Source organism: Sulfuricaulis sp. (assembly GCF_024653915.1).
Lineage (GTDB): Bacteria > Pseudomonadota > Gammaproteobacteria > Acidiferrobacterales > Sulfurifustaceae > Sulfuricaulis.
Map to the genome: position 1 here is coordinate 95,409 of NZ_JANLGY010000001.1, position 23,344 is coordinate 118,752.

General features: G+C 55.8%; 22 protein-coding genes. 7 read left to right on the plus strand and 15 right to left on the minus strand.

Annotated elements, in window-relative coordinates:
- Positions 1–7 precede the first annotated feature (7 nt).
- From chrA to NUV55_RS00520, 9 genes are all read right to left on the minus strand, one after another.
- A complete protein-coding gene (gene chrA / locus NUV55_RS00480; RefSeq protein ID WP_296669404.1) occupies positions 8–1,363 on the minus strand; it encodes a chromate efflux transporter in 1,356 nt (451 codons plus the stop codon).
- Between the two features lie 16 nt (positions 1,364–1,379).
- Positions 1,380–2,336, minus strand: a complete 957-nt coding sequence (locus tag NUV55_RS00485; protein ID WP_296669405.1) for a chromate resistance protein ChrB domain-containing protein — start codon at positions 2,334–2,336, stop codon at positions 1,380–1,382.
- Between the two features lie 262 nt (positions 2,337–2,598).
- On the minus strand, positions 2,599–3,465 hold the full coding sequence (gene rluB, locus NUV55_RS00490; protein WP_296669407.1) for a 23S rRNA pseudouridine(2605) synthase RluB: 867 nt from the start codon (positions 3,463–3,465) through the stop codon (positions 2,599–2,601).
- Positions 3,458–4,144, minus strand: a complete 687-nt coding sequence (scpB, locus tag NUV55_RS00495; protein ID WP_296669409.1) for an SMC-Scp complex subunit ScpB — start codon at positions 4,142–4,144, stop codon at positions 3,458–3,460. Before scpB ends, rluB begins: the two co-directional genes overlap by 8 nt.
- A complete protein-coding gene (locus NUV55_RS00500; RefSeq protein ID WP_296669411.1) occupies positions 4,144–4,935 on the minus strand; it encodes a ScpA family protein in 792 nt (263 codons plus the stop codon). The genes scpB and NUV55_RS00500 overlap by 1 nt, the downstream gene beginning before the upstream one ends.
- Complete coding sequence (locus tag NUV55_RS00505) at positions 4,935–6,155, minus strand: tryptophan--tRNA ligase (protein WP_296669413.1); 1,221 nt, start codon at positions 6,153–6,155, stop codon at positions 4,935–4,937. Before NUV55_RS00505 ends, NUV55_RS00500 begins: the two co-directional genes overlap by 1 nt.
- A complete protein-coding gene (locus NUV55_RS00510; RefSeq protein WP_296669414.1) occupies positions 6,152–6,805 on the minus strand; it encodes a site-2 protease family protein in 654 nt (217 codons plus the stop codon). The genes NUV55_RS00505 and NUV55_RS00510 overlap by 4 nt, the downstream gene beginning before the upstream one ends.
- Positions 6,806–6,883: 78 nt before the next feature.
- The gene (locus NUV55_RS00515; RefSeq protein WP_296669416.1) at positions 6,884–7,507 is read right to left on the minus strand and encodes an L-threonylcarbamoyladenylate synthase; all 624 of its coding nucleotides are present in this window, start codon (positions 7,505–7,507) and stop codon (positions 6,884–6,886) included.
- A 12-nt stretch (positions 7,508–7,519) separates the two neighbouring features.
- Positions 7,520–8,434 carry a PHP domain-containing protein gene (locus NUV55_RS00520; protein ID WP_296669417.1) on the minus strand — a complete coding sequence of 305 codons (915 nt, stop codon included), beginning with the start codon at positions 8,432–8,434 and terminating at the stop codon, positions 7,520–7,522.
- A 58-nt stretch (positions 8,435–8,492) separates the two neighbouring features.
- Between NUV55_RS00520 and NUV55_RS00525 the strand changes: the two genes are divergently transcribed.
- The 6 genes from NUV55_RS00525 to NUV55_RS00550 all read left to right on the plus strand — a co-directional run bounded on the left by NUV55_RS00525 (position 8,493) and on the right by NUV55_RS00550 (position 12,615).
- On the plus strand, positions 8,493–9,236 hold the full coding sequence (locus NUV55_RS00525) for a hypothetical protein (protein ID WP_296669419.1): 744 nt from the start codon (positions 8,493–8,495) through the stop codon (positions 9,234–9,236).
- A 99-nt stretch (positions 9,237–9,335) separates the two neighbouring features.
- The gene (locus NUV55_RS00530) at positions 9,336–9,929 is read left to right on the plus strand and encodes a septation protein A (protein WP_296669421.1); all 594 of its coding nucleotides are present in this window, start codon (positions 9,336–9,338) and stop codon (positions 9,927–9,929) included.
- A complete protein-coding gene (locus NUV55_RS00535) occupies positions 9,930–10,229 on the plus strand; it encodes a YciI family protein (protein WP_296669422.1) in 300 nt (99 codons plus the stop codon). It abuts the gene before it with no gap.
- Between the two features lie 122 nt (positions 10,230–10,351).
- A complete protein-coding gene (locus NUV55_RS00540; protein WP_296669424.1) occupies positions 10,352–10,642 on the plus strand; it encodes a BolA family transcriptional regulator in 291 nt (96 codons plus the stop codon).
- A 42-nt stretch (positions 10,643–10,684) separates the two neighbouring features.
- Entirely contained in the window at positions 10,685–11,545 is an 861-nt protein-coding gene (locus tag NUV55_RS00545; RefSeq protein ID WP_296669426.1) for a peptidylprolyl isomerase, read from the plus strand.
- A gap of 62 nt (positions 11,546–11,607) precedes the next feature.
- Positions 11,608–12,615 (plus strand): esterase-like activity of phytase family protein, encoded by a 1,008-nt coding sequence (locus NUV55_RS00550; protein WP_296669427.1) that lies wholly within the window; start codon positions 11,608–11,610, stop codon positions 12,613–12,615.
- A 29-nt stretch (positions 12,616–12,644) separates the two neighbouring features.
- On the opposite strand, the gene NUV55_RS00555 is transcribed toward NUV55_RS00550, so the two are convergent.
- From NUV55_RS00555 to smc, 6 genes are all read right to left on the minus strand, one after another.
- Positions 12,645–13,070: a DUF1499 domain-containing protein gene (locus NUV55_RS00555; RefSeq protein WP_296669429.1), complete on the minus strand. Its 426-nt coding sequence runs from the start codon at positions 13,068–13,070 to the stop codon at positions 12,645–12,647.
- 145 nt (positions 13,071–13,215) lie between these two features.
- Positions 13,216–13,569 carry a hypothetical protein gene (locus tag NUV55_RS00560; protein WP_296669431.1) on the minus strand — a complete coding sequence of 118 codons (354 nt, stop codon included), beginning with the start codon at positions 13,567–13,569 and terminating at the stop codon, positions 13,216–13,218.
- 1 nt (position 13,570) lies between these two features.
- Positions 13,571–14,317, minus strand: a complete 747-nt coding sequence (locus tag NUV55_RS00565) for a hypothetical protein (RefSeq protein ID WP_296669433.1) — start codon at positions 14,315–14,317, stop codon at positions 13,571–13,573.
- A 5-nt stretch (positions 14,318–14,322) separates the two neighbouring features.
- Positions 14,323–16,335 carry an NAD-dependent DNA ligase LigA gene (ligA, locus tag NUV55_RS00570; RefSeq protein ID WP_296669435.1) on the minus strand — a complete coding sequence of 671 codons (2,013 nt, stop codon included), beginning with the start codon at positions 16,333–16,335 and terminating at the stop codon, positions 14,323–14,325.
- Entirely contained in the window at positions 16,332–17,537 is a 1,206-nt protein-coding gene (locus NUV55_RS00575; RefSeq protein ID WP_296669436.1) for a cell division protein ZipA C-terminal FtsZ-binding domain-containing protein, read from the minus strand. The genes ligA and NUV55_RS00575 overlap by 4 nt, the downstream gene beginning before the upstream one ends.
- Positions 17,537–21,043 (minus strand): chromosome segregation protein SMC, encoded by a 3,507-nt coding sequence (smc, locus tag NUV55_RS00580; RefSeq protein WP_296669438.1) that lies wholly within the window; start codon positions 21,041–21,043, stop codon positions 17,537–17,539. The genes NUV55_RS00575 and smc overlap by 1 nt, the downstream gene beginning before the upstream one ends.
- A gap of 173 nt (positions 21,044–21,216) precedes the next feature.
- Here smc and queF point away from each other — a divergent pair, with 173 nt between their 5' ends.
- Complete coding sequence (gene queF, locus NUV55_RS00585; RefSeq protein WP_296669439.1) at positions 21,217–23,208, plus strand: preQ(1) synthase; 1,992 nt, start codon at positions 21,217–21,219, stop codon at positions 23,206–23,208.
- Positions 23,209–23,344 lie beyond the last annotated feature (136 nt).

A 23,344-nucleotide genomic window follows, 5' to 3' on the forward strand; every position in this document is an offset into this window, starting at 1 on the left:
GGAGTCCTCAAGCGGCAAGGTAGTTGTAGGCGAGCCCCAGCAGGGCGCACACGCCGATGACCTTCATGATGTCGGCCTTGTATTTCCAAAGGGCGATGAAAGCGGCGATGGCGACGATGACAGGGAACCATTCAAACGTGCCGGCAAACGGCGCTGCTTCCGTGGCCGTGGGCCAAAAGGTGTGCCAAGCGAAAAACACCGCCAGGTTGAGAATGACGCCAACCACAGCCGCCGTGATGGCGGTCAGGGGTGCGGTGAATTTGATTTCGCCGCGCGTCGCCTCAATCAGCGGCCCACCCACCAGAATGAACAGGAAGGACGGCAGGAAGGTAAAAAAGGTCGCGACGCTCGCGCCGGCAATGCCGGCCGCGACCGGGTTGGCGAACACCTCCTTGGCGACGCCACCGAGATAGCCCACCCAGGTCACCACCATGATGAGCGGCCCCGGCGTGGTTTCTCCCAAGGCAAGGCCATCCATCATCTGCAGACCGGTGAGCCAGCCGTAATGCTCGACGCCACCCTGGTAGACGTACGGCAGCACGGCATACGCCCCGCCGATGGTCAGAAACGCCGCCTTGGTAAAGAACTCGCCCATGTTGTAGAGATCGGGCATGCCCTGTATCGCCGCCATGGCAATCACCCAGATCAGCACAAATACCGCCACCGTGGCGGCCAACCTGCCCCAGGAGAAACGCGCGTGGACCGGCGGCGGCGTGTCGTCGTCAATCAGCGCAGGGCCATACTGTTTGTGGGAGGCGCCATGCCCGCCGCCTACCTTGAACTTGCCCGGAACGATTTTTCCACCGATCGCGCCGAGCACGGCGGCCGCCAGCACGATCCACGGAAAATCTATCCTGAAGACGAATATGCCGATGAATGCCAGCGCGGCCATGGCCCAGAGGATTTCATTCTTTAGCGCGCGCGAGCCGATGCGCCAGGCAGCGAACAGCACTACCGCCACCACTGCGGGCCTGATACCGTAAAAGACGCCCTGCACCGCGGGCACGTCGCCGAACGCGAGATAGATCGCCGCCAGAAGCGACAGCAGCACAAAAGCAGGCAGGAAGAACAACACGCCCGCGATCACCGCGCCGCGCACGCCGTGCATCAGCCAGCTGATGTAAATGGCCAGCTGGATCGCCTCCGGTCCCGGCAGCAGCATGCAGAAATTGAGCGCATGCAGATAGCGGTGTTCGGAAATCCAGCGACGCTTCTCCACCAGCTCCTGGTGCATTATGGAAATCTGCCCGGCGGGACCGCCGAAGCTGATGAACCCGAGTTTCAGCCAATAGGTGAAAGCTTCACCTAAAGAAACCTTTTCGGGTGGCTGGGCAGTATCATGGGTTCTTGAAGAGGCAGACATAATAATCTCCGTTTATTTATTCATCGGTATATGAGGCATATAGAAAATCTAAAAACTTGCTGGCCTCCTTGAGCAACCTGTCATCGTCGTCAAGCTGATGACGCGCACCATTCAGAATCATCTCCAGTCCGGGAGCTTCGGCCACGGGAACACCGCCCACATCGAGATAATGCACCAATGAGCCCAGGCGCATGAGAGCGGTGTCTTTTTCCAAGTCAAAACTGGCAAGCAGCACCTCAAATGTGACGCGCGCACCAACATGCGTAAACGCCGCCTTGTCAAAATCGAACCCAAGCGCATTGGCCGGACACTTTTCCGGATTTTCTAACCAGACAAAACGCGCCTTAGGGTCGATAAAGCGGCGAATCAGCCACGCAGATGCCAGACGATCCACCCAGGGGCGTGTGCGCGTGGCCCATATACGATTCTGGTAATCGGCGCGATTCAGATGGCGGATATCCCCCATCTTGGCCTGAGGCTCGCCGGGCGTGCGCAAGGCAAACAGTGAGGCCTCCGCCTGTGACAATAGATGTTGAGTCTGTTCTTTCGCCGGACCGGGGAAATAGTCTGTAGCGGCGATGTCCTCAAATTCACGCCGGATTCGTCTCAAATCACGTGAGGTCTTTACGACATTGCGTTTAATCGATCCGGCATTCAGCTTCTGGATCGTTTTGATAAGCCGCGCATAACCGGGAGTGCGGTCAAAGAGTTTTTGGAAAGTATCCGCCTGTGGTTGATCATTGCTGGTGAAGCTCAACACATGGGCATCGCCACCCGAGGAAATCACCGCATCGGCCTGCGCCTGCAATGCCATGACGGCTGACTTGCTGTGAGGAAGCAGATAAACGCCATCACGCAGCACGACCGCGCCCAATCCTTTTAATGCCCGCCAGACCCGCATGCGTGGTGTGGCGCTGCGTCCCGGGAAACTTATCACCAACATAGACCACAGGAGGTTGGCGGATGTATCCATGTCGGATATTCTACATTAATGTAGCGTGTACTACATAATTTTTACTTGGGGCGTAAAAGACTGAATTGGGTTAGACAGGCATCGGCTTTCTCTTGGGGTTTTTCGAAGCGGCGAAAAAATGCGCGCTTATGTGAAGTATCTGTTGCCGAGGGTCCGTGCAGACAAGATTCATTAATCCTGTTCACGCCTCCCGCAAACCTTGACCAGCTGGTCAAACAGAATGCGATCAAAGCTTATTTCTGAGAGAGGTCGGGAATATGTTCTAACGCTGTTGTCCGGGCCGCCCTCCTCGACCGCGCGATTTCGCTCGGGGTGTTTCCGCGTGACGGCGCTTTTGCACTTTGCCACTGCGTGGACGTTTCGCCTCGACAAGTTTCTTTTTTGGCGGCGATGGAGGTTTAAGCCCCACATGCTCATATAACGCGGCGGATGCGTCCTCGTCCAGTTCCACCGTGCGTCCGGTATGGAAATGCGACGGGAGCTGGACGGGACCGAAGCGAATACGCATCAGCCGGCTCACCTTGATGCCCACGGCCTCCCACAACCGGCGCACCTCGCGGTTGCGTCCTTCCTTCAATACCACGTGGTACCAGTGATTCGCGCCAGCGCCGCCGGCATCGACGATGGAAACAAAATGCGCCGGACCGTCTTCCAGCATCACGCCTTTTTTCAGCCGCGCAAGCATTTCGTCGTTCACCTTGCCCAGCACGCGCACGGCATATTCGCGCTCGATCTCATGGGACGGGTGCGTCAGACTGTTGGCCAGCTCTCCGTCCGTCGTGAACAGCAACAGGCCGGAGGTGTTGAAATCCAGACGACCGATGTTGATCCAGCGCGCGCCGCGCAGCTTAGGAAGTTTTTCGAAGACCGTGGGTCGGCCCTGAGGATCCGAGCGCGTGCAAACTTCGCCCACTGGCTTGTGGTAAATCAGGAGACGTGGTTTGGTCTGGAAGGAACGCGTCGAGACGCTGCGTCCGTCAACGCGCAGGGCCTGATCGGAAGTGACACGTGCCCCCAGTGTCGCGGGCTGGCCGTCTACGGTGATGCGGCCTTCTTCAATCCAGCGTTCAATCTGCCGACGCGAACCCAATCCCGCACGCGCTAAAACCTTCTGAAGCTTTTCACTCACGCTCGGCCGTTTTGGCCTCGGACATGACCGGTTCCGGCTCCTGTTCCAGCTCGTCGTGAGACTCTCCCTCACCCGTTACGTCGGCAGGAGAAACCTCTGCGCCCTGTTCCAGATCCAGACGCAGGTTCAGATCGTTGCTAATGACATCCAGATCACGCAACGCCGAAAGCGGCGGCAATTCTTCAAGATTCTTGAGATTGAAATGTTCGAGGAACTCGCGAGTGGAGCCATAAAGAGCGGGTCGACCCGGGACATTGCGTACGCCCACCTGGCGTATCCATTCACGGCCAACCAGCGTCTTGATGATATCGGTGCTCACGGAAACGCCACGGATATTTTCGATATCACCACGTGTCACCGGCTGGCGGTAGGCGATAATGGCGAGGGTCTCGAGCAGCGCCCGCGAGTATCGCACCGGCCGCTCTTCGGCCAGGCGCGAAATCCAAGACGCATATTTATCGCGCGTCTGAAAACGCCAGGAGCGGTCAATCTGCTTCAATTCCACCACGCGCTCGGCATATTCCTCTTCGAGCATTTCTAGCACGGCGCGGATTTCCTCGCGCGTGGGCGAAGATTCCGTGGGAAACATCGTCAGCATCTTTTCGATGGTGAGCGGCTGGCCGGCGACCAGCAACGCCGCCTCGATGATGTTTTTCAGTTCGGTGTTGGGCTCGCTCATCAGGCTGCCGCCTTGAGATGAATAGGCGCGTAAGGCTCCAGCTGCACCACGACAACCAGGGACTCCTTCAGCAGCTCAAGAATGGCCATGAAGGTGACCACCAAACCGCGCCGGCCTTCGTTCAGGTCGAACATGTCCTCGAAATTCACGAATGCCTCGCTGTTGATCATCGCCAGAATCCGGGTCATGCGCTCGCGCACCGACAGTGGCTCCAACTGCACATGATGATGCCGGTAAAGTTCGGCGCGTACAAGCACCTCCTTGAAGGCATCCATCAGCTCGAACAGGCTGACGTTCGGCTCGATGCGCATGACCGGCGGTGCGTCGTTCTCGATGACGACCAGATGCACCTCGCGCCCCACGCGCGGCAGATGATCCAGCGACTCGGCGGCGGCGCGATAACGCTCGTACTCCTGCAAGCGCCGCACCAGCTCGGCACGCGGGTCCAATTCTTCGCCATCCTCGCTGGCCGGACGCGGCAGCAGCATGCGGGATTTTATTTCCGCCAGCATCGCGGCCATGAGCAGATATTCCGCGGCCAGCTCGAGCTTGACGGCCTGCATCAATTCCACATAGCCCATGTACTGGCGCGTCACTTCGGCGATCGGGATATCGAGAATATCGAGGTTCTGCTTGCGAATGAGATAAAGCAACAAATCGAGCGGGCCTGAGAAGGTTTCGAGAAAAACCTCCAGCGCATCCGGCGGGATGTATAAATCCTCCGGCAGTTTGGTGAGAGTTTCACCGCGAACAACGGCAAGGGACGTCTCAGTTTCTGTCGTTGCGCTCATCAGCTATAACCCAAGCCGATGGCGGCACGCACTTCGACCAATGTCGCTTCCGCCGCGTCCTGCGCGCGCTTGCAGCCGTCGGAAATAATATTCTTGACCAGCAACGGATCGCGAGAGAATTCCACGGCGCGCTCCTGTATTGGCTTCAATTCCGCCAGCACGACATCAATGACGGTCTGTTTGCATTCAAGGCAGCCTATTTTCGCCGAACGGCAGCCCTTTTGCACCCAATCCTTGCGCTCTTCGTCCGAATAGACCAGATGAAAATCCCACACCGGGCACTTTTCCGGGTTGCCGGCGTCAGTGCGATGCACGCGCGCCGGGTCGGTGGGCATGGTCCGGAGTTTCTTTTCCACTTCCGCCGGCGGGTCACGCAGGCTGATCACGTTATCGTAGGACTTGGACATCTTGCGGCCATCGAGTCCCGGCATCTTGGGCGCCTGCGTCAACATCGCCTGCGGCTCGGGCAGGATGATCTTCCCTCCGCCCTCCAGAAAGCCGAACAGCCTTTCCTTGTCGCCCAGCGTGATGTTCTTCTGCCGATCCAGGAGAGCGCGGGCCGTATCCAGCGCCTCGCGATCGCCCTGTTCCAGATAGGCCGTGCGCAGGTCGCGGTAGAGTTTGGCGTTTTTCTTGCCCATCTTCTTGATCGCCTCCTCGGCCCGGGTCTCGTAACCCGGTTCGCGTCCATAAAGGTGGTTGAAGCGCCGCGCCACCTCGCGCGTCAGCTCCACATGGGCCACCTGATCCTCCCCCACGGGCACCAGACCCGCCCGGTAAATCAGGATATCGGCGCTTTGCAGTAGTGGATAACCGAGAAAGCCGTAGGTCGCGAGGTCACGCTCCTTGAGCTGAAGCTGCTGATCTTTATAGGACGGCACGCGCTCCAGCCACGAAAGCGGCGTGATCATGGACAACAGCACGTTCAGCTCGGCATGCGCCGGGATGCGAGACTGTATGAACAGAGTGGCGTTATTCGGATCGACCCCGGCGGCCAGCCAGTCCACCACCATGTCCCACACACTCTCCTCAATGATATGGGGGTCTTCATAATGGGTCGTCAGGGCGTGCCAGTCTGCCGCGAAAAAGTAACAATCATATTCGGACTGTAATTTGACCCAGTTCTTGAGGACTCCGTGATAATGCCCGAGATGCAGCCGGCCGGTGGGGCGCATGCCCGACAAAACCCGCATCGGTTGGCCAGACAGCACGCTACTCATTGCAGTCGCATGATCGAAAAGAGGAGGCGCTCAAACCCGTGAATGGGTGGCCCTATCAGGATTCCCAACAATCCTGTTGCCAGCAGCCCCAAGAGAATAAAAAATCCGAAAGGCTCCACACGCGCCAATCTCCAGGCCCAAGGACCCGGTAATAGACCCACGGCCACCCTCCCGCCATCGAGCGGAGGTAGAGGGATCAGATTAAGAATCATTAGTACTGCATTGATCTGTATGCCAAATATTCCCATATATTGCATCGGGAGCCCGGCCCATGAGCTTGCCCCTAACACACTGCCAATCTTGGCAATCAGTGCCCAAAAGATGGCCATGAGCAGATTTGCGCCTGGCCCTGCCGCTGCCACAATGGCCATGTCACGCTTGGGATGGCGCAGATTTTCCCAGGTCACGGGCACCGGCTTGGCCCACCCGAAAATGAAGCCTCCCAGCATGAGCAACAGTCCGGGCACCAATATTGTGCCGACAGGGTCGATGTGTTTCAGGGGGTTGAGGCTCAAACGACCCAGGCGCTGGGCCGTGGGGTCGCCATACAGCTTGGCCACCCAGCCATGGGCAACTTCATGGACGGTGATGGCAAACAGCAGGGGCAGGATAGCAACCGCAAAAAACTGGGGCAGGCTTAGGTTGGGCATTGGCCGCGGAGTATATCAGGACCCTTCAATGACATGAAAGCCGGAATCCGGCTTTATCCCCTTGATTTTCAGAAAGAATCACGCGGCAAACCGTGCCGCATCGCCTTTGCCTTTACGCAGTAGTGTCCCCACGCCGTCTTCCAGTTCAATCACGGTCGTGGGGTCCAAGCCGCAGAAACCGCCATCTATAACCAGATCCAGATCATGCTCCAGCCGGGCCCGGATTTCTTCCGGATCGCTCAGGGGCAGGTCCTCACCCGGCAATATCAGCGTGGAACTCATCAAGGGTTCGTTCAATTCGGCCAGCAGGGACTGGACGATGGCATGGTCTGGCAGGCGCAGGCCGATGGTTTTGCGTTTGGGGTGCTGCAGGCGGCGCGGCACCTCGCGTGTGGCCGGCAGGATGAACGTGTATGGGCCCGGAGTATTCGCCCGCAACAGACGGTAATCGGCATTTCCCACCCGTGCGTATTGCGCTACCTCGGAAAGGTCACGGCAAACCAGCGTGAAATTATGCGCCTCATCCACGCGACGAATGCGCCGGATACGCTCCATCGCCTCCTTGTCTCCGATATGACAGCCGAGCGCGTAACTTGAATCCGTGGGATAAGCGATCACGCCCCCGGCGCGCACGATATCCACCGCGCGCTTGATGAGGCGCGACTGCGGGTTCACCGGATGAATTTGAAAGTATTGGGCCATACGGTGTCGCGATCAGTTTACCAATCTGCATCCATCCGAATTCGTCAATGGTTTCATTTCCAAATCCCATTCCTGCCACACGGGGACACACCCCTCCGGTAATGCAGGGAGTCTTCCCAGATCCATCCAGGTATTCTGCGGACCATGGAAATCCGATCCCGCCGAAGCCAGAAAACCGTGTTCCCGGGCGATGCCGGCAAAATGATGAATGGCATCGGGTGAGTGACTGCCGGAAATTACTTCAATCGCGGCGCCACCACATTCGCGAAACTCGCCTAACATTTGACGCAATTTCCCGGCACTCAACTTGTAGCGTGCCGGATGCGCCACCACCGCCTGCCCGCCCGCGGAGACGATCCATTGCACCGCTTCGGCGAGCGAGGCCCAGCGACCCGGGACGTAGCCGGGTTTTCCGCGCCCGAGAAATTGCCGGAAGGCCTGCTGCGGACCCCGCACATAGCCCTGGTCGACGAGGAAACGCGCAAAATGCGTGCGTGAAATAATCATCCCCTGGGCCAGGCGCGCGGAGCCTTCATAGGCGCCCTCGATCCTTTTTTTTCGCAGGCGGCGACCCATTTCCTCGGCGCGCCACAGCCGAAATTCGCGCAGACGAGCCAGCCCTTGCTGCAGTTCAGTCTGGTCGGGGTTGATGTTGAGACCGACGATATGCAGCGTCTGGTTCTGCCACGTAACGGAAATCTCGACGCCCACGATCAGGATTAGACCCAGCCGGTCCGCGGCGGTTTGCGCCTCAGCGATGCCGTCGGTGACATCATGATCGGTCAGTGCCAACACTCTTACACCGGCGGCATGCGCCCGCTGCACCAGCTCCGAGGGCGTGAGCGTTCCATCTGAACGCAAACTGTGCGTGTGCATATCGTAGCCTTGCGACGGCATTGGAATCGGAACTGAATTGGAAATGCTCATGTCAAACAGGGTATCATGAATATATTGATAATTTCGTGACAGCACCCATATAACACCCATGGCCACCAGTACATTGCCTCCCAGCCTTGCCGAAGCGGCGCTGCGTTTCAAGCACGCGGCAACGGAAATCAGTGACACCTACGAGGCGAGGCGTCCAGACAAGACCAATCAGGTCACACCGGCACAACTGACGGAAGCCATCGAACAGTTCCTGAGCATCATCGAGCGCATCGACCGCGAAGAAGGCAAAATCGGTCCCATCGCCAAGGATGACGCCACGCAACTGGGCGACTATGGCATGTCACTCATCGCCGACCTCTCCGCGTGGGCCGTCCAACTCAATCTGCCCGTCCCGCGACTGGACCTGGAAATCGTGACGCTCGCCGCCGCCGACTGGCTCGTGCGACACGACGGCCAGATTCGCACACTCGAGCCGGTAGTCAACGCACTCGCCAACTTCGCCAACCGCGCACACGACCCCGCGACGCTGGAACCCCTGATCACCTTGATGGGGCGTGTGGCCCAGGCCACCGTCAAACTCATCAAAGAGGATCTGGAGAAGCACAATCCCGGCCGGCCGTGGCGGGTGTTACATCTGAATCGCGGAATCGTGGCCACACGTACGCACAACACGGAACTCATGGAGAAGGTTTTTGACGATTTGGTGCGCTACCTTCCGGAGGATGCGGCTGCATTTTTCGCTGAAGGCATGCAGCAGATGGAGGAACTAGATTATCCTCCCCATGTCCGCCAGGTCATGCACCGCTATTTCGACCTCTGGACACGCCCGCGAATGCACTAAATCAGAGAACATCAAGAAAAGCAGCAATTTTTCAGCGATGTTCTTGCCGCCCTGCCAAGCAGGTGCCAAAATAGCGCTCCTTTTGTCACCGCTCTCACGATGAAATTCCTTTACGATCTGTTTCCACTGCTGCTTTTTTTCGCGGCCTTCAAATTCTACGACATCTATGTCGCCACGGCAGTGGCCATTGCCGCGTCGTTCGTACAGGTAGGTCTTTTCTGGATCAAGCACCGCCGATTTGAAACCATGCACGTGGTGACGCTCGCCGTCATTGCGGTCTTCGGCGGCATGACGCTGCTGCTGCACGACGACACCTTCATCAAATGGAAGCCCACGCTGGTGTACTGGATTCTGTCCACAATCTTACTCGCCAGCCAGTGGTTCGGCAGCAAAACCGCCATTGAACGCATGATGTCGTCACAAATTGCGCTGCCCTCGACAGTCTGGAAACGTCTCAATCTGAGCTGGGGCATTTTCTTCGCCGTGCTCGGGGCCGTGAACATCTACGTCGCGTTCTATTACGCTCTCGATCTCGACGAGGAAACACGGCGGAATATCTGGGTCAACTTCAAGGTGTTCGGGCTGCTGGGCATCACGCTGGTTTTCGTGTTCGCGCAGGCCTTCTTCATGGCGAAACATATTCAGGATAAACCGGGGCCTGGCGAAACTCCTCCCAACAGGACCACAGACTGAATGTGGTACGTCATTAACGCCACTGACAATGAAGGCAGTCTTGAGCGCCGACTTTCCGTGCGCGCCCGGCACCTCGCGCGTTTACAAGAACTGCAAAATGAAGGTCGTCTTCTGCTTGCCGGCCCCTACCCGGCCGTCGACAGCAACGATCCCGGTCCGGCCGGATTCACCGGCAGTCTGATCATCGCCGAATTTGAATCGCTGGAAGATGCGCAATCCTGGGCCAATGCCGACCCGTACGTTGAAGCGCGAGTTTACGCCGACGTCAACGTCAAGCCGTTCCGCAAGGTTCTGCCGTGATGCGAGCGCGAGCAGGAAGCAGGGGCCCCATCGCCGCAGCGATGGGGATGCGACCGAGGCGAGTCGCTCGCTGCCGCCGGAATGGATAGTCATCACGAATGCCAATATTGCGAACAGGTGCCATGAAACTTGAACAAAACCCATCCGGCGGGCGCGCCACATTGATTGAAAACTGCTTGCGCGAAGCCTTCACACCCTCGAAAATCGAGGTGCGCGATGACAGCCACCAGCATGCCGGGCACGAAGGCGCGAAAAGCGGCGGCGGGCATTTCGCCGTTACCATTGTCTCGCTGAACTTTCAGGGTAAATCTTCGGTCCAACGGCATCAAATGATCTACCAGGCACTGGGTGGCATGATGAAGAAAGAGATTCATGCGCTCAGTATTCAGGCGCTTGCGCCAGACGAGCTTTAAAACATAATTCAGCCAAACCTCAACCATTACCAAGGAAAATCCATGTCAAGCTTACGCACATTCCTCATCGTTCTTCTGGCCGCGGCCGGCTTGTTCGCCGCCGGCTGTGATAAAAAGCCGGCCGACGAAGCCAATAAAGAGGCGGCCAAGGAACCTGACAAGGTTATCGCCACCGTCAACGGTGAAAAGATCATGCAATCGGATTATCAGAATTACCTGCAACTGCGCCAGCAGCAGGTCGGCCCGATCCCCGACAAAGACAAGGAAAAGAAGGTCGTGATGGACGAAATGATTGAAAAGATGTTGCTCGCCCAGTATGCCGTCAGCAGCAAGCTCGACCAGGAGCCGGAGGTCGGCAGCCTCATGAAGCGTGTGCGCGAGGAAATCCTGGTACAGGCCGTCAAACGCAAGCAGCTGCGTGACAACCCCATCACGGATGATGACGTGAAGAAACGATTTGAAAAAGAAGTCGAGGACACGCACAAAACCGAGTACAAAGTACGGCACATCCTGATCAAGGAAGAAGCGGATGCCAGGGATATCGTGGCGCAACTGGGCAAAGGCGCAAAATTCAACAAACTCGCCAAGGACAAGTCCATGGACGCGCAAAGCGGAAAAAGCGGCGGCGAGCTCGGATGGATCAACCAGGGCATGGTAGTGCCGGAGTTTTTCAATGCCGTCATGGCGATGAAAAAGGGCGCGGTTTCGACCGAGCCTGTAAAATCCGACTTCGGCTGGCACATTATCAAGGTCGAGGATACCCGTCCCCTCAAGATTCCGACCTTCGAACAATTCATATCGGATCAGCGCGCCCGCGCCAACCTCCATCGCAAGATGCAGGACGACAAGGTCAGCAATCTGGTCAAGGAACTTAAAGAAAAGGGCAAGATCACGGTAAACTGAGTCAAGTTACACCCCATCCCGCTGCTGGCGGGATGGGTTTTCCCTCCTGATATTTCCCGATCATGAAACAATTCATTAAAACCGCCGGCATCATCGCCGGCATACTGTCCGCCGGACTCCACAGCGGCGGCCTCCTGGCTCAAACCGAACTGGAAACGCGACAAGTCGCACTGTCTCAAAATATAAAAATAGGCGACCGCATTGGGCACATCCGCTTTCTCGGCATGCTGGAACTGCCTGATATCACACGTAACGGCTTGCGGCTGTCGCAACTCTCTGGTCTCGCCTGGGATGACGATGACGGGATTCTTTATGCCATTTCCGACAGGGGCGGCCTGTTCCATCTGCGACCGGAATTCAACGGGAGCACGTTGACAGGCCTCAGACTACTGCGAGCGATTGCGCTGCAAGAACCTGGAAAAAATAAACCCCTCAAGCGCCCGTACACAGACTCGGAAAGCTTGAATATCCTGAACGGGCGAAATGGACGCAAGGGCGATGCCGAGCTGGTCATCAGTTTCGAGCGCGTTCCGCGCATCATGCGATACCATCCCGACGGCCGCGCCATCAGCACATATCCACTTCCCGAGGTGCTGAATGACGCAAAAAACTATGCCAATGAGAACAAAATGCTGGAGTCTGTGTGTATTGACACCTCTCTGGGCATCATCACCGTAGCTGAAGAACCATTAAAAAATGAGCCGAGCGGCTACACACATCTTTTCAGTCTTTCATCGAAGTCATGGCGTTACCCGATTGCATCGGGGGACAGGCTGACTGATATGGAATGCCTGGGTCAGGGCGAGTTGATTTTGCTGCAACAGACATACCGGCACGCCTTCGGACAGATTACCGTGGCACTCAAACGTGTTCATCTGGCATCTGAACCATCGTCCGATCCGCTGAACCCGGAAACGCTGGTGACGCTCGACAGCCAGGACGGGTTTCAGATCGACAACTTCGAGGGCCTTGCACGCCACAAGGGCAGGCGTTTCTTCATGGTCAGCGATAATAACGATCTGTTTGTACAACGGACATTGCTGATGTATTTCGAGATATTGGGGGAATAAAAACCAGAAGCTCGCGGAAGATCAATTTACTATTTGATAACACCCTTCGCTCGCAGTATTTCTCGTAATTGTTCAACACGGCGCCGATTCACCCCGAAGTCCCTACGACCTGTCCGTGACGCCGACCGAACGGCGATAATACCCTCAACTCTGAGCTCGAACTCCAGATCATCCACGAACCGGAAAATCATGCTCGTGCACTCGGCATGCAGATAGTTTCCCGTGGTTTCCACAACCTTTGTTCGGGGCATCTCGTTCACTGCCTCTCTGACCAAACGCCATGCTTCATCGACAGGAAGATTGATCGCGAAATGGGGTACGTGATGCAAAGAGTCGGTGGCGTCACTCAAAACACAGTTGGGAGAGGAAGGACAAGGAGCAAGATTTTTTGCCATCGCTTCAGATACCGCCATTGCCGTAATGGAAAACATAGCGCCTGAAATCGCCAGAAGCACATTGAGCAGGAGATTCCGTCATATGTACATCGGGGCCACAGCTCCTGTCACTATAAACGGGGGCAGATCACAGTTTCCGCTAATATTAGCCAAAACTGTGATCTGACCCCAATTGTTCGTGCAAGGGAGAAACAAACATCTACCTTTACTGCGCGTTAACGCCATCACGCATTTTTCTGGCTAATCCATGTTTTAAATCGGCAATTTGCTTCTTAAGTTTTTCAGCTTCTTTCTCTTTAGAGAAATAGCTTTCAACAAGCTGTGTAAGCTCGGTTCTTTTTACTAAATCTACAATTTTTTCAAGCTTAGATTTTTCTCTTGGATCAGCCAGCATGGAAATATCGCCTCGCAAAAAAGCGAGCTTATGCTTACATAATTGACCACGCATCCCAGCATCACATGAACAGTGTATTGATAGTTTCCTGTCCTCAACTAAAAAACTGACACTATAGGAGGAATCTGGATTTGAACTACTTTTAGCAAAAATGAGTTCCTTCATCCTAATCAAGAATTACTCCATGCGCAGACAATCGAAACTTGTCCTTTTTGGCATTTTTTGCGGGTGTATAGACTGCTTTTTTGACAAGTTCAAAGAGCGTGTCTTTCGACATGTCGCATACTGGATAAAAGACAACATCAATTGTTGGTGAGACCATTTTCCAATTATTCAGGCCTGCTTCTTGAGGATTCAATATTTTTATGTCACCTGATAAATATTTTTTTAGATAGGTTACTACCTTAAGATATTTTTCCATCGAGGCGCTATTAGACATATCTCTTGCCATTATAAATACAGGGCGAGAGATTATATTTCTAATAACATTCAATTGCATCTGATTAAGATGTTTTGTAACAGCCGATATCATGACCGGCGGATGCGGATCATCGGTTTCAAGATTCAAGATATTCTGATCACCCCTCCATAACAATGTAAACAAACGCCCTTGAGTAGTTTCAATTTGTTCTGTGTTGACCTTTTCCTGGTTTTTGTACAGGTCAATCCGCACCTTGGAATTCCAGCCTCTCTGGAATGCACCTTGCACATCTTCTGAACCAAAACTTCCGACATACGCTCTAGTTGGATAACGCACTTGTAATGAATATTGAATATGCGTGTTAGCAATACTCCAGTCGTTGTACGCTAACTTTGAATCATAGAGGATATCTCCCTCTATAAACTGGCAGACTGATACCGCCTCTGAAAAAGCATGTGGAACAGCCCATAGAAAACCTGGAAAGAATTGCATTGAAATTACCTACTAATTAGTTTTGTAAATTCCTTCTCACTAATCATCTTTACACCAAATTCTCTTGCTTTATCTGCCTTTGATCCTGGCTCTTCACCAACAATTACATAGTCTGTTTTCTTCGAAACGGTATCACTAACCTTGGCGCCGAATGCTCGTAATTCCTTCTTTGCTTGATCACGCGTCATTCCCGACAACGTTCCAGTCAAAACAAAAGTTTTACCTGTTAGCAGTAAATTCTTCTTAGCTGTAATTCGAGGTGTTTGTAATTGAATTTCTGTCTTGAGTAATTTTGAAATAACTTCTCTGTTGTGTTCTTCATGAAAAAACGAGTAGATATCCTCAGCCATAGTTAAACCCACATTCTGGACTTCCTGTAATTTTTCCAGCTTAGCATTCTCAAGTGGCTCGATTGTGCCAAAATGTGCTGCAAGTTCTTCGGCCGTAGCCTCTCCTACCTGCGGAATACCTAGGGAGTAAAGGAAACGCGCGAAAGTAGGTTTCCTGCTGCGATTTATACTTTCAATTATGTTCTGGGCAGATTTATCGCCCATGCGCTCAAGCGCGGCAAGATCATCTTGATTTAAGTGATAAAGATCATCAACAGTCTTAACTAAGCCTTTACTCACAAGCTGCTCTACAAGCTTTTCTCCTAAGCCCTCAATATCCATTGCCGAGCGACTAGCAAAGTGCAAAATTGCACCCATGAGTTGTGCTGGACAATAGAGACCTGCGGTACAACGATGTGCTGCCTTACCTTCCTCTCGAATTACCTCAGACCTGCATTGAGGGCATACCTTAGGCACATGCCATATCTGGGAATTATGCGAACGTTTCTTAACAAAGATGGAAACAGCTTCCGGAATTACATCGCCAGCGCGTCGTACAAGTATTGTGTCGTTGATACGAATATCTTTGCGGAGTAATTCATCTTCGTTATGGAGCGTACTACGAGTAACGGTCACACCACCAACCTCTACCGGTTCAAGAATTGCCACAGGAGTAATTACTCCTGTGCGACCGACTGAAGGTTCGATGTTAATTACCCTTGTTGTCCCTTCTTTTGCAGGAAACTTATGCGCAATAGCCCAACCCGGCGCACGTGCCGTAGGACGAAGTCTTTCGCGTGCAGAGAGGTCGTCCACTTTGTACACCATGCCGTCAATCTCAAATGGCAACTCGTCACGTTTAATAAGTATTTGTTTATATAACTCGATACATTCCTCGATTCCGTGAGTTACGTGAAAAAATTCAGTAACGTGAAATCCCCAATTTTTGAATTTTTTAACGACTTCTGAATAGTGTCTAGCAAAGTTTTTGGGGGCAACACCAAAACCCCATGGTAAAAACACCAATGGGCGCGAGGCTGTAATTTTAGAGTCAAGCTGGCGCAAACTGCCGGCAGCTGCATTGCGTGGATTCGCAAAGACTTTTTCACCACGCTTTAATTGCTCGGCATTAAGGATCTCAAATTCTTTCTTTGGAATTACCACTTCGCCACGAACTTCGACAACTTTTGGCCAATCTTGGCCTTGCAAGTGTAGCGGCACCGTCTTAATAGTGCGTGCGTTCGTCGTCACGTCCTCGCCGGTACTCCCATCACCACGTGTGCCGGCCTGCACCAATACACCATTTCTATATAAGAGACTAACCGAGGTTCCGTCGAATTTTGGTTCTACCGTATAATCAATACAATCAAACCTAAGTTCCTCTTTTTTACTTATATCCCAGTCGTGAACCTGCTTCTCATCTAGTTTGTTTCCTATCGATAGCATAGGAATCTTATACTTGACTTCACCAAAGTCAGGGGAAGGTGCGGCACCTATCCGTTGAGTAGGTGAATCAGGTGTTTTTAGCTCTGGATATTTTTCCTCTATCTTCTCTAATTCACGAAGCAGCTTGTCATACTGTGCATCGGAGATAACGGGGTCGTCGAGAACGTAATAGCGGTAGTTGTGGTGATTGATTTCCTGGCGTAGTTCCGCGGCACGCTGGCGCGGTTTCCCGCTCTGGCTCATAACGTCGCGGCTTCGTTGAACAGTTTGAGCGCTGTCTCGCTTCCCGCCGGTATGCCGAAAGCACGCATTTTTTTCTCGATTTCCTCGATCTGATGATGGATCACCGCAATGCCCTTATCGCTGAGCGGGCGCCGGTTCTGGTCTTGCAGCTTGCCACCCAAGGCGTCGGCGATTTCCCGCGCGGTGGTCACCATCCGGTTGAACACCGCCCCCGGCTGGAACGCGCAGGGCACGCTCATGAACAGGGTCAGACCGGAAGTTTCAAATTTATCCCAGGCGACGGGATTGAAGGCGCTCGACTCGTGCAGGTTCGCTACACTGAACGAATGCCGGCTCCCCGGAGCGACTTCGTTTTTCATGTGAAAGATATTCATCGCCCCCAGCTCCAGGCCCGCGTGGCTTGCCGCCATTTCAATGGCGCGCCCCGGGAAAGTTGTCTCCGTGCTGGGCACCACGTGAATACCGGCGATGACATCGTAGGTATCGCAAAATTCCTGCAATTCTCTGGCGCGCACCAAACCCTCTTCGAAGGTGAGCGGCAGTTTCGTCGGACGCTGTAAGGCATCCGCCAGTTGCAAGCCGATCTCGGTAAACACAGTAAGTTCGGATTCATCGACCGGGCCCTTGGGGTCCACCAGTTGGATGGCGAGCATGAGATCGCCGTATTGCGTGGCAATGTTGTCCAACTGCAGCTCGGACCAGCGCTCGGTCTGGTGATGCCGGCCGTAGAGATGGCGGGCCTTGTTCAGCTTGTATTCGTGCTGCTTGAAGATACCGAGCGCCGCATCGCGCACCACCGGTTGCTCGCCCGGCAATTCAATCACGAAATCGAGCTTTTCATCCGGCAGATACTGCCGGTCAGGTTCGGCGCGGGGACGGAGACGACGCTGTACGCCATGCTTGAGATCGAGCGGCATGGTCGCGACTTCCTCCAGTTGCCGGATTTGCTCACGCAGGATTTCCTCGCGCGGTTTTTCCCGCGGCGAGATTTCAATATCGAAACGCAGAACCTTGTCGCTGCCTTCCGTGCGCGTGGCATCCAGCAGGCTGGGGCGGACGGGCGTGTGGTCTTCCGGGAAATGTCCGAGATTTGATTCCGGCCGCGAGCGTGGACGACGCAAGCGGGACATGTCGTAGGCAGTCAGGGCGACAACAGCAATGATGACTAATCCAATGAAGAGCAGTGCATACTGCAGGTTCATTACGACGCTACCATCTCCAGGGCCTGCTCCACGTCCACCGCCACCAGACGCGACACGCCCGGTTCGGACATGGTGACACCAATCAGAATGTCGGCCATCTCCATGCTGATCTTGTTGTGCGTGATATAAACCAGCTGGGTTTTTTGTGACAGGGTTTTCAGCGTATCGCAATAGCGAATCACGTTGGCGTCATCGAGCGGCGCGTCCACCTCGTCCAGCAGGCAGAACGGCGCCGGGTTGAGCTGGAAGATGGCAAAAACCAGCGCCACCGCCGTGAGCGCCTTTTCACCGCCCGAGAGCAGGTGAATGGTGCTGTTACGCTTGCCCGGCGGTCGCGCCATGACGCCTACGCCGGTTTCGAGCAAATCATTGTCGGTCAACTCAAGATGCGCGCTGCCGCCACCAAAGAGCTGCGGGAAAAAGGCCTGAAAATACTCGTTCACCTGATCGAAGGTCTCCTTGAAGCGCGTGCGTGTCTCGCGGTCGATCTTGCGAATCGCCTCTTCCAGCGTGTTCAGCGCTTGCGTCAGGTCTTCATTCTGGCTGTCGAGATAGGTCTTGCGCGTATTCGCTTCCTCGAATTCCTCAATGGCCACCAGGTTAATCGGCCCCAGGCGCTCGATACGCGCGGTGACCTGTTCCAGCCTTCCCGCCCACTCGGTTTCGTTGGCCTCGGGCGACAGCTCCGCGCGCACGGGTTCAACCTCAAACCCGGATTCGCGCAACTGATCGGCAAAGGTGTCACGTCGCACCACCAGTTCCTGACGTGCCACGCGCTCGCTTTCGTGTTGCTCGCGAATTTCGCCAGTCTTGCGCTCCTCGTGCGTGCGTGCCTGTTCCTGTTCGCGCAACTGCGTTTCAAGATCGGACACCGCCTGGCGCGCGGCATTCAAACGCTCCTCGATGCCCAGGCGTTTCTGCAGGAGCTCGTCCAGCTGCTGGCGATAGCCCGTCGTGGGATCCTGATCGCCGGAGAGCGCCAGTGAAAGCTGTTCGCGCCGCGCGATAAGCTGGTGCAACTGCCCTTCGAGACGCGCATGACTGGCCTGCGTGGCCTCAAAGGCGGTCTGTAGCGTCTCGCGCTCGATTTCCAGGCGATGCACGTTGTCGCGCGCGCCGGATTCCAGCGTGCGTCCCTGCTCCACCGCGTCCAACAAAGACTGACGGTTGAGCTGCAACTGCGCACGTCGCTGTTCGTGTTCGCCGCCGGTGGCCTCGGCCTGGCTCAACAAATTGCCCGCGGAAGCCATGTCGTTCTGGTCGCGACCCAGCTGTTCATTAATTTCATTCTGCTCACGCTCGATCTGCGCGCGACGCGACTCGAGCTGTACCATGCGTGCCTGCTTGTGTCCCAACTGTTCACGCAGGTTCGCGCGCTCACGGTTATTGTCGTTGTGATCCCGGGTGAGCTCATCGCGCTCATCCTCAAGATTTTGTAATTGAGTATCCAGCCCGGCGAGCTCCGCTTGCAGGTTGCCAAGCTTGCTCAGCCATCCGGTCAAGTCTGTCTGAAGCGTCTCGATTTCACTCTCGCGCAACAGCCATCCGGCGCGCGCGCCTTTCTCGCTTCCCAGACTCAGCCAGTTGCGGCCTACCCAGGCGCCATCACGCGTGACGATGGACTCGCGTTCAGCGAGCGCATGGCGCTGCGTAAGCGCCTGGTTGAGGGAATCGGCGATATAAACACCTTCGAGCAGCGGTGCGAGGTTGATATCTCCCTTCAGCTTGTCCAGCAGGGAAGGACGATTGGTATGCGTGCGAGTAGGTGACTCACCAAGCTCGATAAAGGAGACTTGCGATTGATTGAAGCCGGCGGCAGAAGACGCGACACGTTCCATCTGTGGCACGCACACGGCGCCAAGATGGATGCCGAGCACCCGCTCCACCGCTTTCTCCCAACCGGATTCAACCTTGAGCAACCGCGCCAAACGCGGTGCCTTGTCGAGACCCTGTCCTTGCAACCACTCACCCACGGCGGCATCACTCTCACCCTGCGCTGCCAGCTGCAGCTCGTGCAGTGAAGCCAGGCGCGCTTCGCCGCTCTGTTTCTGCCCGCGCACCTCGGCCAGCGCTTCGTCAAGTTCATCACGCCGCTCACGCGCCTCGCGCAGGCGCGTATCCGTCTCGCCGATCGAGCGCTCCTGCGCCTCGCAGGATTCATCCAGCTGCGCCACTTGCGTGGCCAGGGCATTGGCCGGTTCTTTTTCCAGCTCCGCGCCGATGGTCGCGGCCTCCTGCTCAAGACGCGCCTGACGCTGTCGCAGTTGTTCAATATGATTTTCCAGTTGGTGAATACGGGCGGTCTGGACCTCGCGTACCTGGGCCGGTTCGGCCGCCATTTCGCTGAAAGACGTCCATTCGTTTTGCCAGTCCTGCATGGAACGCTCGGCTTGCGCGCGCTTCTCCGCGGCGCCATCGCGCGTACGGGTAAGCTCTTCCAGTTGCGGCGTCAATTCTTCAAGCCGGCTTACCAGTTCCCCCATGCGCGCAACGTCAGACTGCAAATGCTGACTGGCTTCACCCCAGGCACGGTTGACCTGTTCCTGCTCGCGCGCCTGATTTTCGCGCGTCTCGCGTGCGTACTGCATGGCCTGTTCGAGACGTGAAACCTCGGCGCCGACGGTATAGAACTCCGCCTGTACTGTATTGAACTGATCCACTGTCTCGGTTTGCCGGGCACGGATTTTCTCGATCTCGGCCTCGATGCCGCGCTGCGTGGCCAGCACCGCGTCCAGCGCGGTTTGTTGCTGCGCCAGCAGGCTGTCCTGGCTTTGCACGCGCGTGTCCAATTCGAGCCAGCGCAACACGAACAGTTGCGCGCGGGTCAGACGCTCTTCCTGTTTCAGTTCCTTGTAGCGCGCCGCAGCGCGTGATTGCCGGTGCAACTTGGAAAGTTGCGTCTCCAGTTCCTTGCGGATGTCCTCCAGGCGCGTCAGGTTCTCACGTGTGTGCTTGATGCGACTCTCGGTCTCGCGACGGCGTTCCTTGTATTTGGAAACGCCCGCCGCCTCCTCCAGAAAACCACGCAGATCTTCCGGCTTGGCCTCGATGATGCGCGTGACCATGCCTTGCTCGATGATCGAGTAGGCGCGTGGACCCAGGCCGGTGCCGAGAAAAATATCGGTAATGTCTTTGCGTCGGCACTTGGTTTTGTTCAGGAAATAATCGGACTGCCCGTCGCGTCCGGCCTCGCGCCGAATGGAGATCTCGGCATATTTGGCATACTCACCACCGGCACGGCCTTCGCTGTTGTCGAAAATAAGCTCGACTGAGGCCATCGCCACCGGTTTGCGCGAATTGGAGCCGTTGAAAATGACATCGGCCATGGAATCGCCGCGCAGATTCTTAGCGGACATCTCGCCCATGACCCAGCGCACGGCGTCAATGATGTTGGATTTGCCGCAACCATTCGGGCCGATAATGCCGATCAGGTTGCCGGTGATGGGAATGGTGATGGGCTCGACGAACGATTTGAAGCCTGAAAGCTTGATTGTTTTAAGTCGCATCGGGTCTTACGTGAGCTCCTGTCCACAATTAAGATGCTCGGGAAAGTGCTTTACTCCTTCCCGAAAACTACTCTAATCAAGATACTCGGGAAAGTGCTTTACCCCTTCCCGAAAACTACTCTCGGCGTAAAGTAAGCTACAATTTTACAAGGAATCCAAACCCCGCGACCAGTATGCCGACCCAGCCCAGCAAAAGCCTGGATACCTTCCCCAATCCGCATCCGGACCGGGATTATATCATTGAGATCGAATGTCCGGAGTTTACCTGTCTGTGCCCCAAGACCGGCCAGCCGGACTTCGCCAGCCTGACCCTGGAGTACGTTCCGGACCGTCTGTGCGTGGAGCTGAAGTCTCTGAAACTCTATATATGGTCCTACCGCGATGAAGGCCATTTCCACGAGGACGTCACCAACCGGATTCTGAACGATCTGGTGGCCGTCATGCGCCCGCGTTACCTGCGCTTGCGGGCCAAATTCCACGTTCGCGGTGGCCTCTACACGACTGTCGAAGTTGTGCATCGCCAGGGCGACTGGGAGGCTCCGCCACCGCCACCGGCCGATCTGCCGCGCGAGGTCCAGGAACTGCCGGCGAAAGAGTCTATGGCCACGGCCCCCACGAGGACTCCTGTCGCCAAGGCCATACCTGCATCCAAAGCCCGAAACCCTGTTCGTCTCACTGAACCGGTCAGATCACCGGCACCTGCGCCGACCCGGAATCCGGCCCCGGCACCGCAACCCGATACCTCGGATGAGCCTGGCACACCGGCCAGCGACCGCTTCCGTATGTTGCGACGCAGCCGCCGGCAGGGCCCGGTGCCAACGAACATTGTCGAGGAGGAGGACGAGCCCGAGGAAGAGCAGCCGGTGCCTGTCCGCAAGGACGGGCTTTTCATCGGCATCGATCTCGGGACCACGGGTTGTCGCGCCATTGCCGTGGATGCTTCCGGCAAGCTGCATGGTGAGATGAGCGCACCCATTCCCACCCCGCCCCGGAATGAAGACGAGGTCACTCAGGACCCGACGGTGTGGTGGAAAGCGGTCACCGGTTGCCTGCAAAACCTGTTGAAAGAAATCGACCCGCAGCGCGTACAGGCGATCGCCGTGGATGGCACCTCCGGCACCCTGCTGCTGTGTGATGCCAAGGGCAATCCGGTAACACCGGCCATCATGTATAACGACCGGCGCGCGATAGAACAGGCAAATCGAATCGCGACACTCGCGAGCAAGGACTCCGGCGCCCAAGGCGCCTCCAGCAGTCTCGCCAAACTTCTGTGGCTACACGAGCGCAAACTCGACAAGCGCGCCCAGTTCGCACTGCATCAGGCCGACTGGATCAGCGGCAAACTGACCGGCAAGTTCGGCCACAGCGACTACAACAATTGCCTCAAGCTTGGTTTCGATGCCGAAAAAATGGCCTGGCCCAAGTGGATCAATAAACTCGGCTTCAATATCGCACTGCTGCCGGAAGTGCACACACCGGGCGAAACACTGGGAATCATCAGTGCTGAAACCGCCAACACCTTCGGCCTGGACACCGACGTTCAGGTGTTGGCCGGTACCACCGACGGTGTCGCGGCCTTTCTTGCCGCCGGCCCTTCCGAACCGGGTCACGCCGTCACGGCGCTGGGCACGACGCTGGTACTGAAATTATTGTCGGAAAAACCGGTGTTCTCGCTTGAGCATGGCGTTTACAGCCATCGCCTCGGCAAGTACTGGCTCGCCGGTGGCGCCTCCAACAGCGGTGGCGCCGTGCTATTGCAGTATTTCAAGGTCGAACAAATGCGGGAAATGACGCCCTTGCTCGATCCTGAGAATTTCACCGGTCTCGATTATTACCCGCTGCCGGACATCGGTGAGCGCTTTCCGATAAACAATCCGGAAATGGCGCCGCGGCTGGAGCCCTTGCCCGGCAATAGCGTCACCTTCTTTCAAGGCATGCTTGAGGGCATCGCGCGCATCGAGGCACAGGGTTACGAACTGCTGGAAAAACATGGTGCGCCAGCACTCAACAAGATCTACACCACCGGCGGCGGCTCGCAAAACCCGGCCTGGGGGCGCATCCGCGAAAAGATCCTGCGCGTAAAACTGGACAAACCGCGCTCCGGGCATGCCGCCTACGGCTCCGCGTTGCTCGCGGCGGGGATTGTGGCCAAGACCTTTCAATAAATCACGTCAGCCCATGCCGCCATGCATAAAAAAACGGCATTGTATACATAACATACCCAAATGTGCGAACATACGCAAGACAGGCCGGTATCCTAACCTATGCTGCTCAATCTTGGCGGCAGAGAAGTGGATATTT

Excerpts from the sequence above, each read along its gene's own strand:
- chrA (WP_296669404.1), bottom strand. The coding sequence starts at position 1,363 with ATGTCTGCCTCTTCAAGAACCCATGATACTGCCCAGCCACCCGAAAAG.
- NUV55_RS00485 (WP_296669405.1), bottom strand. The coding sequence starts at position 2,336 with ATGGATACATCCGCCAACCTCCTGTGGTCTATGTTGGTGATAAGTTTC.
- scpB (WP_296669409.1), bottom strand. The coding sequence starts at position 4,144 with ATGAGCGAGCCCAACACCGAACTGAAAAACATCATCGAGGCGGCGTTG.
- NUV55_RS00500 (WP_296669411.1), bottom strand. The coding sequence starts at position 4,935 with ATGAGCGCAACGACAGAAACTGAGACGTCCCTTGCCGTTGTTCGCGGT.
- NUV55_RS00505 (WP_296669413.1), bottom strand. The coding sequence starts at position 6,155 with ATGAGTAGCGTGCTGTCTGGCCAACCGATGCGGGTTTTGTCGGGCATG.
- NUV55_RS00510 (WP_296669414.1), bottom strand. The coding sequence starts at position 6,805 with ATGCCCAACCTAAGCCTGCCCCAGTTTTTTGCGGTTGCTATCCTGCCC.
- NUV55_RS00515 (WP_296669416.1), bottom strand. The coding sequence starts at position 7,507 with ATGGCCCAATACTTTCAAATTCATCCGGTGAACCCGCAGTCGCGCCTC.
- NUV55_RS00520 (WP_296669417.1), bottom strand. The coding sequence starts at position 8,434 with ATGAGCATTTCCAATTCAGTTCCGATTCCAATGCCGTCGCAAGGCTAC.
- NUV55_RS00525 (WP_296669419.1), top strand. The coding sequence starts at position 8,493 with ATGGCCACCAGTACATTGCCTCCCAGCCTTGCCGAAGCGGCGCTGCGT.
- NUV55_RS00530 (WP_296669421.1), top strand. The coding sequence starts at position 9,336 with ATGAAATTCCTTTACGATCTGTTTCCACTGCTGCTTTTTTTCGCGGCC.
- NUV55_RS00535 (WP_296669422.1), top strand. The coding sequence starts at position 9,930 with ATGTGGTACGTCATTAACGCCACTGACAATGAAGGCAGTCTTGAGCGC.
- NUV55_RS00540 (WP_296669424.1), top strand. The coding sequence starts at position 10,352 with ATGAAACTTGAACAAAACCCATCCGGCGGGCGCGCCACATTGATTGAA.
- NUV55_RS00545 (WP_296669426.1), top strand. The coding sequence starts at position 10,685 with ATGTCAAGCTTACGCACATTCCTCATCGTTCTTCTGGCCGCGGCCGGC.
- NUV55_RS00550 (WP_296669427.1), top strand. The coding sequence starts at position 11,608 with ATGAAACAATTCATTAAAACCGCCGGCATCATCGCCGGCATACTGTCC.
- NUV55_RS00560 (WP_296669431.1), bottom strand. The coding sequence starts at position 13,569 with ATGAAGGAACTCATTTTTGCTAAAAGTAGTTCAAATCCAGATTCCTCC.
- NUV55_RS00565 (WP_296669433.1), bottom strand. The coding sequence starts at position 14,317 with ATGCAATTCTTTCCAGGTTTTCTATGGGCTGTTCCACATGCTTTTTCA.
- ligA (WP_296669435.1), bottom strand. The coding sequence starts at position 16,335 with ATGAGCCAGAGCGGGAAACCGCGCCAGCGTGCCGCGGAACTACGCCAG.
- NUV55_RS00575 (WP_296669436.1), bottom strand. The coding sequence starts at position 17,537 with ATGAACCTGCAGTATGCACTGCTCTTCATTGGATTAGTCATCATTGCT.
- smc (WP_296669438.1), bottom strand. The coding sequence starts at position 21,043 with ATGCGACTTAAAACAATCAAGCTTTCAGGCTTCAAATCGTTCGTCGAG.
- queF (WP_296669439.1), top strand. The coding sequence starts at position 21,217 with ATGCCGACCCAGCCCAGCAAAAGCCTGGATACCTTCCCCAATCCGCAT.